Here is a 6,629-nt window from a genome sequence, read left to right on the forward strand (position 1 = left end):
GAAAGCAGTCGAGCAAGCTCGACTCTACGGCAGCCCGTTAGCGGCCGGCCGCCTGCCGCGCGTTGTCGCGCAGCGCCATGTCCTTGCCGATCTGGTAGCCGCCGAACAGCACCGCCAAGGCGATGATCGCGGCGACCAGGATGGCCTTCTGGGAACTCCAGGCGGGCGGTTTGTTGTCCTGCATGTCGGTCGTCCTTGGGCGCGGCAGTGCGCCGCCCGCCGAGCATGCGCCGCACTGACCGGCGCGTGCAAGCGGGCGATGCTCGCGTGCCGCTGCGCGGCGCCGGATTGATCCTGCTCAAGGCGCGGCCTGCACATCCGGTGTGCAATGGTGTCGTTCCCATCTGGCAGATCGCTACGGAGCCCCACCATGTACAAGCGCATCCTGATTGCCACCGACGGGTCCGAGCTGGCCGACAAGGGCCTGGCCAAGGGCCTGGAGCTGGCCAAGGACCTCAATGCCGAGGTCGATATCGTGACCGTTTCCGAGCCGTGGGCCGTCGGCATGTACGACGCCATGGGCTGGAGCGTGGGCTATATGAACAGCCCCGAGTACAAGGCCGACCGCGAGGAAGGCGCACAGAAGGTGCTGCAGCCGGCGCTGGCCAAGGCGGCCGAGCAGGGCATCACCGCCAACCCGGTGCACGTATTGGACCGCTACGCCGCCGACGGCATCATCGAGACGGCGGGCGAGCGCAACAGCGACCTGATCGTGATGACCTCGCATGGCCGCCGTGGCGTCACCCGCGTGCTGCTGGGCAGCCAGACCGCCGAAGTGCTGGCACGCAGCACGCTGCCGGTGCTGGTCATCCGCTGATCCACACACGCTGATTCAAGCGTTCCCGGGGAGGGGACCCGACGCCGGCCGCAGGATGCGCGCCGGCGTCATCTTTTGTGGGCCCTGAGTGGCGCACGAGCATTCAGATCGATCCATGTGCCGTCGACATCGGCCCTGCAGGGGCGTGTCCGACGAACGGTTACGAACGGCACGCGTCGCCGTTCATTCTTTGTGGCATCCTCCGCGCGGGGTTGTTGAGGTGCATGCATGTCTGGGCCGTGGGCGGATCGCCTGCTGGCTGCCAGCGCGTTCTGCTGCGCCTGTCTTTTTCATGCACTCCGCCCGGGGACTGGCGGAGCGTTGTCCGTTGCCTTGGACATCTGCCGTCATTGGAGGACATCTTGATGCCGTTGAAGCGTTCGTCGTTCGCGTTGCTGCTGTCTGCAGCATTGCCTGTTGCGGCGGCGGCCCCGCCGGCCGACGGGCCAGCGGACACCCGGTTGCCCGACATGGCCGCGCGTACCGGCAGCCAGACTCTGCAGGTGCGCGGTTTCCGCGCCAGCGACGTCGGTGAGCATCCACAACGAGGCATCACGCCCGCCCACGTCCAGGCTGTGCTGGATGCGTACTTCGCGCGTATTGCGCAGGGCGCCGACGTGGCGGTGCTGGACTTCGCCCAGTTGCAGGGGGCGGCGGACGCGGTGACGGCGGCCTATCGCAAGGCGGGTTTCCTGGTCAGCGTCGCCTACCTGCCGCCGCAGAAGCTCGATGCCGAAGGCCGCATCGAAGTGCGCGTGCTGGAAGGCCGCATCGGCAAGGTGGTGGTGCAGGGCAACCAGCGTTACCGCAGCCATACGCTCAGCAACGTGGCCGAACGCCTGCGTGGGCAGCCGTTGCGCCAGGCCGACATCGACAGCGCGTTGCTGTACGCGCGTGACCTACCGGGGGTTTCCGTTTCCTCGGTGCTGCAACCTGGCGAGAACGTCGGTGAAACCGACCTGGTGCTGGTCGCGCGTGAAAGCGGCCGGCCCTACGAGATCAGCACCAGCGTGGACAACCATGGCACCGCGTTGACCGGGCGCGGCCGTGCCCAGCTGGGGGTGACCTGGAACAGCCCGCTGGGCCTGGGCGATGTGTTCGCCGCCAGTGGTACCTATGCGTTCGATCCACAGGCCAGCCGTGCCGGAGCACTGTCCTACAGCGTGCCATTGCAGGCGGTGCAGGGCCTGTCGGTGCTGGCCGGTGCCAACCGCAGCGAGCTGGAAGTGGACGACGGCATCCTGCGCGGCTTCAAGCTCAAGGGACCGGCGTCGCAGGCCTATGCAGGTGCCGACTGGAAGTTCATCAACCAGCCCGATCTGCAGGTGACCAGCTCGGCGCGCTACATCCGCGAAAGCTCGCGCTTTGAAGCGCTGGGGCTGGTTCTTTCCAAGCAGAAATACGATGTGGCCGAGGTGGGGGCCAGCGTGCGCCACAACGATGCACGCTGGCATGGCATCAACCTGGCGCAGTTGAGCGTGCGCCAGTCGCTGCGCGATCGCTCGGCCGACTTCGATGCGATCAACCCGACCCGTGACAGCCGGTTCAACGTGGTGCGCCTGGGCCTGCTGCGGCTGCAGTACCTCAGCCGCAGCCAGCGCCTGCTGTTCAAGTTCAATGGCCAGTACAGCAACAATTCGTTGCCGGCACTGGAGCAGTTCCAGGTCGGTGGCAACGACAGCGTGCGGGGATACGCGCAGGGCGAGACCCTGGGCGATCGTGGCTGGTACGGGGCGCTGGAGTACCACGTCGACGCGCCGGGATTCGGCGATGTGGCCTCGCCGTTCCGCGGCGTGCCATGGCGCGAAGTGCTGGAGCTGGATGTGTTCGCCGACCAGGCACGGGTGTTCGATGTTGATGGGCTGGAGGCACCGGCCGACCTGGCATCGGTGGGAATGGGCGCGACCTTCCGCCTGCGCCAGTGGAAGAACCTGGAACTGCGCGTGGCGGCGGCCAAGCCGACCAGCGCCCTGCGACCGGGTGACGGCCGCGATGTCCGCGTGTATGCGCGGCTTGGCCTGACCTTCTGAGGAGCGACCATGAACCGTATCTACCGACTCGTCTTCAATCCTTCGCTGGGCCAGGTGCAGGTCGCTGCGGAGCTCGCGCGCGGGCCACGTCGTTGCGTCCCGGAGCGATCACGCACTCCCCTTTGGCTGGCACCGTTGACCGCGGCGCTGCTGCTGACCGGCAGCCTGCAGGCCACCGCGCAGACGCTGCCGCAGAATGGCAGCATCGTCGCGGGCTCGGGAACGATCAACGTCAATGGCAGCACCATGACGGTCACCCAGTTCACACAGTCTGCGCTGTTCCAGTGGAGCAGCTTCAACATCGGCTCAAGCAACACGGTCAGGTTCGATCAGGCGGCGGGCTCGAGGTCTACGGCCATCAACCTGGTGACCGGCTCGTCGGCGAGCATCATCAGTGGCCAGCTGCTGTCCAACGGGCAGGTATTCCTGCTCAATCCGGCGGGCATCACCTTCACCGGCACTGCCAGCGTCAACGTGGGCGGGTTGCTGGCCAGCACCCTGACGCCCGGCGCACAGGGGATTCCGCTGGATGGTGGTGGGTTGCCGCCCAGTTTTGAACTGGGCGGCGCAGGGGCCAGTGCCGCGGTCAGCAACCTGGGAGGTACGCTGACGGCTACGGCCGGCGGCATCAGCCTGGTCGGTGGCTCGGTGTTCAACAACGGTTACATCGCCGCACCGCTCGGCAACATCGATCTGGTGGCGGCCGGTGCGGTGACCGCGGTGACCGGTGTGTCATCGGCCGGCATGCCAAGCCTGGCGTTCGTCACCACCGCAGCGAGTGGCATCGCAGGAACCGGCATCAGCAACGTCGGCACCCTCAGTGCACGCAACATCAGCATGACGGCATTGATGGGACCGGGTCTGTCCGCTACCGGCATCAACGCGGGCGGCACGATCATCGCCAACGCCATCGATGCCAGCGACGGCAGCCTGACCATCCGCAGTTCTGCACCGGTGGCGATCAACAACGCCATCGTTACGGCCACGGCGATGTCCACGGTGGGATCGGCTGTCATGGGGGGGCCGGTCGCCGTCCAGATGACCGGCGGCAGCATCGACGCCACGACCGTGAACTTGAATGGCGGCATCAACGGCGACGTGGTGCTGTCAGGCTCGATCAAGGCAGACTCGATCGGAATCGACGCGAACAACATCATCCAGACCGCGGGTTCGCTGGAGGGCGCGCTGCAACTGGATACGCAGGGCCGAGTGACCCTGGGACAGGCGAGCAATGCCATCAGCCGCGTTGGTGGCCATGTCGGTACCGACCTGACCCTGGCCACCTCGACCAGCCTGGCGAACAGCGGGGCGCTGTCGGTAGGTGGCAATACCACGCTCGACGCAGCTACGGGCAATATCACCCTGACCCATGCCGGCAACAGTTTCGGCAACCGGGTCAGCGCGAAAGGAGCCGATGTCAGTCTGGTCGGCATCGGTGCACTGAACCTGGGCGATATCGACGCGCGCAGCCTGGATGCGCAGGGCGGCAGCCTTGGCCTGAGCGGTACGATCACCACGTCCGGTGACCAGGCCTATCGGTCGGCGGTGACACTGCAGGGCAACGCGACGCTGCAGGGTGGGACGATCCTGTTCGACGGCACCGTCGATGGCAGCTACCAGCTGGGCGTCGACGCCAGCGGAATGGCCACGTTCTCCGGTGCCATTGGTGGCAGCACCGCATTGCAGGGCCTGAATGTCAGCACTGGCAACGGTGCGCGCCTGTTCGGCGATGTCAGCACGCTGGGCACGCTCGGGTTCTCTGGCCCGGTGCGCGTGTACGGTGTGCGCAGCCTGACCTCGCTCATCGGGAGCCTGACACTCGGCGGAACGGTCGACGGTGACGGCGGCGGTCTGAATCTGAGTGCACGCCAGCTCACGATCGGCGGCGAGGTGGGGGGAGCCGGACCGGTGGGTCGCCTGTACGGTCGCGCCGATACCATCGTGCTGGGCAGCCGCCTCACCAGCACCGGCGATATCCTGCTGCAGGGCAACGTGGTGCTGGACGGCAACACGCAGCTGATCAGCACTGGCGGTGGCACCCTCACCACCGACGGCATCTCCAGCAACTCCGCCAATGGTTACAACCTGGCACTGACTACTGGCGGCCAGATCCAGGTCAACGGCAACATCAATGCCGCCGATGTCAGCATCACCGGGCTTCTGTTCAACGGTCGAGGCATCGTCAGCAAGCGCAACCTCAGCATCGACTCCGCGATCAGCCTGGTCCAGGCCGGCAGCTACCAGGTCGATGGCCGGGCCTGGTTCCGGAGTGCGGGGAACATCAATCTGATCGATGCAGGCAATCGCTTCGGTGGCGAGGTCGCCCTGGCGGGCAGAAGTGCCCAACTACGCGCGGGCGATCTGCTGTTGGGCAACAGCACGCTGACGGAGAACCTGCGGCTGGATCTCACCGGCGGGCTGCAGCAGGCCGCGGGCAGCAAGCTGGACGTCGGCGGCACCACCCATATCGATGCCGGCGGCGCCGTCAACCTCGACAGGACCGACGGCATGGGCCGGCCGGTGAACCGGTTTGGCGACACGGTGTCACTGAAGGGCCGCGGCAGCTACATCTCTGCTGCCGGCACGCTGGCGTTCTCCGATTTCGATGTGGACAGCCTGATTGCGACGGCTGATGTCGTGCAGCTTCCCGCCAGCGGCAGGAGCATCGGCCTGCAGTACTTCCAGGGCAATGTGGTGCTGACCCGCGACAGCGTGCTGGACAGCCAGCTTGGCCAGATCAACTTCCGGGGGCGCATCGATGGTGGGTACGCGCTGACGCTCGCACGCGGGCTCAATGTCGTGTTTGCCGGTGACGTGGGCGGCAATCAGGCGCTCGCCAGCCTCGACAGCCGTGGTGCGGGTCCGCTCCAGCTCGGCGGCAACATCACGGCCGACGGCGCGATCCGCCTGGGCAACGTCAACCTGGTGGCGAACACCCCCCGGGTGTTCAGCATCCGCAGCAACAACGGCAACCTGTTGGCCGGTCGTATCGACGGCAGCAGCGATGGCCGCAGCAGCCTGGTGCTCAACGCGCACGGTGCGCTTGAACTTCAGTCCGGTGCGGGTACCACGCCCGGCGCGGGGCTGGCCAATCTCGAACTCAAGGGGGCAAGCGTGATCGCGCAGGCGCTCCGCACCAGTGGCCGGCTTGACGTCAGCAGCGGCACCGGGTTCACCCAGGGCGGTACGCTCACCGTCGGTGGCGATGCCAGCTTCAGCGCCGGCAGCGGTGGCGACCTGATGCTGGACACAATGACCAACACCTTCGCGGGCAAGGTTGCGTTGAGCGGCAACCAGGTGCGGATCCGCGCGCAGCCGGGCCTGGCACTGGATGGCGTGACGGCCGCCGCGCTGGATGCCAGCAGCACGGGCGCGCTGTCGTTGGCCAATGCCAATGTTGCAGGCACTGCGATCGTTGACGGTACGTCCCTGCTGTTCGACCAGGTGAGCATCGGCGGCGCGCTGCTGGCTACCGCGAGTGCCGGCGACATCCGCCAGGGAAGTGGCAGCGTGGCGATCGGCAACAACAGCCAGCTGACGGCCGGCACCGATATCGGGCTGGGCGGAGCCGGCAATCAACTGGGCAGCGCCTTGCAGGTGCAGGGCCGTGACATCACCCTGTCCAGCAGCACGGCACTGGACCTGCAGAACCTTCAGGCCACGCGTGACGTGCTGCTCAGCGGCAACGGCGTGCGGTTCGGTGCAACCTCGGTGCAGGGCGCATTGCAGGTCAACAGCGCCGCTGCGATCACCCAGTCCGACGCGCTGCAGGTGACGGGCAA

Annotated in this window: 4 protein-coding genes; 3 read left to right on the top strand and 1 reads right to left on the bottom strand. The window is 66.8% G+C overall.

What is annotated here, in order from left to right:
* Positions 1-37: 37 nt before the first annotated feature.
* The gene (locus tag QRO93_RS09960; RefSeq protein WP_180880792.1) at positions 38-184 is read right to left on the bottom strand and encodes a hypothetical protein; all 147 of its coding nucleotides are present in this window, start codon (positions 182-184) and stop codon (positions 38-40) included.
* A gap of 186 nt (positions 185-370) precedes the next feature.
* Between QRO93_RS09960 and QRO93_RS09965 the strand changes: the two genes are divergently transcribed.
* The 3 genes from QRO93_RS09965 to QRO93_RS09975 all read left to right on the top strand — a co-directional run.
* Positions 371-817: a universal stress protein gene (locus QRO93_RS09965; RefSeq protein ID WP_005411629.1), complete on the top strand. Its 447-nt coding sequence runs from the start codon at positions 371-373 to the stop codon at positions 815-817.
* Positions 818-1,182: 365 nt separating this feature from the next.
* The gene (locus tag QRO93_RS09970) at positions 1,183-2,847 is read left to right on the top strand and encodes a ShlB/FhaC/HecB family hemolysin secretion/activation protein (protein WP_404830598.1); all 1,665 of its coding nucleotides are present in this window, start codon (positions 1,183-1,185) and stop codon (positions 2,845-2,847) included.
* Between the two features lie 9 nt (positions 2,848-2,856).
* On the top strand, positions 2,857-6,629 hold a 3,773-nt coding region (locus tag QRO93_RS09975), incomplete at its 3' end, for a filamentous hemagglutinin N-terminal domain-containing protein (RefSeq protein WP_285304144.1).

The sequence above is a fragment of the Stenotrophomonas maltophilia group sp. Smal17 genome (assembly GCF_030237045.1).
GTDB classification, from domain to species: Bacteria; Pseudomonadota; Gammaproteobacteria; order Xanthomonadales; family Xanthomonadaceae; genus Stenotrophomonas; species Stenotrophomonas forensis.

What these genes read in the sequence shown, in the direction of transcription:
- QRO93_RS09970 (WP_404830598.1), top strand. Translation starts at nt 1,183, where the DNA reads ATGCCGTTGAAGCGTTCGTCGTTCGCGTTGCTGCTGTCTGCAGCATTG.
- QRO93_RS09960 (WP_180880792.1), bottom strand. Translation starts at nt 184, where the DNA reads ATGCAGGACAACAAACCGCCCGCCTGGAGTTCCCAGAAGGCCATCCTG.
- QRO93_RS09965 (WP_005411629.1), top strand. Translation starts at nt 371, where the DNA reads ATGTACAAGCGCATCCTGATTGCCACCGACGGGTCCGAGCTGGCCGAC.